At 66.2% G+C, this 2370-nt stretch carries 2 protein-coding genes; both read left to right on the forward strand.

Annotated elements, in window-relative coordinates; all coding sequences use genetic code 11:
• Nucleotides 1-163 precede the first annotated feature (163 nt).
• Nucleotides 164-1543, forward strand: a complete 1380-nt coding sequence (gene istA / locus AB0M47_RS42595; RefSeq protein ID WP_363424711.1) for an IS21 family transposase — start codon at nucleotides 164-166, stop codon at nucleotides 1541-1543.
• Complete coding sequence (istB, locus tag AB0M47_RS42600) at nucleotides 1540-2304, forward strand: IS21-like element helper ATPase IstB (RefSeq protein WP_363424714.1); 765 nt, start codon at nucleotides 1540-1542, stop codon at nucleotides 2302-2304. Before istA ends, istB begins: the two co-directional genes overlap by 4 nt.
• Nucleotides 2305-2370: the final 66 nt, after the last annotated feature.

The raw sequence follows: 2370 nt of genomic DNA on the forward strand, positions 1-2370 counted from the left end.
TGTCCGCGTACGGCCTGACGTGACGGTGTGTGTACGGGCTCACGTGTAGGTCGGTCTCCGGTGGTGTGGCCGGGAGAGTGGGTCACCCTTCGGATCTTGAATGCTGCCAGGCATGAGATCCGAAGGGTGACTGCTTTCCATGATCCTCGATCCGGGAGGTTGGATGGATATCCGCCGGTTCCGCGCATTGCACGCGGCGGGCGCGACGTTCGCTGAGATCGCCAGAGAGACTGGCTGTGATTGGCGAACGGTGAAGAAGTACTTGGACCCCGACTCGCCATCGACACCACCGCGGGCGCCGTCTCGAATGGGCAGCCAGCCGAAAGTCATCACCCCATTCGTCGACGTGGTGGATGCGTGGCTGCGGGCCGAACCGAGGCTGAAAGGGTCGGTGATCCACGAGCGGCTTGTCGCGCAGTACGGTTTCACCGGCAATTACCAGCGGGTGAAGATGTATCTGCAGGAAGCCCGGCCGCGGATTCTCGCCGAATTGGGTGTCTTGTCCGACGATATGGCCGGGTTGCATCGCCGGTTCGAGGTGACACCCGGGTCGCAGGCCCAAGTCGATTGGGGTGAAGAAGGCACCCTCGTCGCCGGGATCGGGAATGTGTACTCCTTCCATATGACGTTGTCGTATTCGCGTGACCCGTTCTGCTGCTTCACCACCAGCATGGACATGGCGTCGTTCTGGGACTGCCACCGTCAGGCGTTCTCCCACTTCGGCGGGGTACCCGGCGCGATCGTGTACGACCGGACCAAGACCGTCGTGCGCCGCCACGTCGCTCCGGGGGCGGCGGTTCCGCTGCATCCGCAAGCCGCCGCGTTCGCCGACCACTACGGGTTCGCCATCGACGTCCTGGCCGCCTATCGCCCGACCGGCAAAGGCCGCGTCGAACGCCAGGTCGCCATTGTGCGCGATCATGTGATCACCGGCCGGGTCTTCGACAGCCTCGACGACCTGCAGGCGGCATTCGACGCGTGGCTGCCGATCCGCCGGGCCCAGACCCACCGCACCCACGGCGAGGTCATCGCGGTGCGCGCCACCCGTGACCGCAACCGGCTCCTGGCCCTGCCGGCTCGGCCGTATCTGGTCGCGGACAAGCACCTGCGCCGGGTGGGCAAGGACTGCCTGGTGTCGTTCCAGGCCAGCCTGTACTCCGTTCCGGCCCGCAAGATCCGCGCCGGGCAGCAGGTCGAGATCCGCGCCACCGCGTCGATGGTCACCATCCACGCCCTGGCCCCCGACGAGGTCGGGGTCACCCTCCTGGCCGCGCACCCGCGGGCCACCCAGGCCGGCAGCTGGGTCGTCGACGAGGCGCACTGGGACGGGCTGCCCGACGGGCACACCCGCGCCACCACCCTCGATGCGCCCGTCTCACCGGCGCGCCACGACCGCGATGACGAGCAGGGCGGCCCCAACCCCTTGGCGGTGCTGCTCACCCGCAGCGCCGCGGCCCAGATCCCGGTCTCGCGTCGCCCGTTGTCCAGCTACGACACCGCCGCCGGCCTCACCTCACCCACGACCGTGAAGGAAACCCGTTGAGCCAGTTGACCAGCACCCGCATCCGGACCACCGCCGCCAAACTCGGCCTGCCGCACATCGCCGACCAGATCGATATCCTGCTGCGCCGGGCCGAGGACACGAAGATGGGCTATCTGGACTTCCTCGACCTGGCCCTCGAGGAAGAACTCGGTGAACGCGACGGGCGCCGGTTCCGCACCGCGCTGAAGCTGTCCGGCCTGCCGCATCACAAGACCCTCGACGATTTCGAGTTCGCTTTCCAACCAGAGCTGGACACGCGCAAAATCCGCGACCTGGCCACCTTGTCATTCGTCGACGCGAAATCCAACACCGCCCTGCTCGGGCCGCCCGGAGTAGGCAAAACGCACCTGGCCGTCGGCCTGGCCATCGCGGCATGCAAAGCCGGATACTCGATCTACTTCACCACCCTCGACGACCTCGTCCGCAAGCTGAAAGAAGCAGAACGCGCCAATCGTTTCGCCCGCCAGCTCCAGGCATATCTGCGCCCTGCGGTCCTCGTTGTTGACGAGGTAGGCTACCTGCCCTTGGATCGCGCGGAAGCCAACATGTTCTTCCAATTGGTCTCACGCAGATATGAGCGCGGCAGCATCATTCTCACCTCGAATAAGGCGTTCTCGGAGTGGGGAGCGGTGTTCTCTGACGACGTTTTGGCAACCGCCATTCTCGACCGGCTCCTGCACCACTGCGCCGTACTGTCCATCAACGGCCCCAGCTACCGGCTCAAGGACCGGCTGGCGCCCGACGGACCCACCATGTCATGATCGTCGCCGCCGGAGACCGACACGTCAGGTCGTACCCCCGCCGACATGTGAGCTCGTACGCGGACA

The organism is Hamadaea sp. NPDC051192 (assembly GCF_040682475.1).
In the GTDB taxonomy this organism is placed as follows: domain Bacteria; phylum Actinomycetota; class Actinomycetes; order Mycobacteriales; family Micromonosporaceae; genus Hamadaea; species Hamadaea flava.

What these genes read in the sequence shown, in the direction of transcription:
- istA (WP_363424711.1), top strand. Translation starts at nt 164, where the DNA reads ATGGATATCCGCCGGTTCCGCGCATTGCACGCGGCGGGCGCGACGTTC.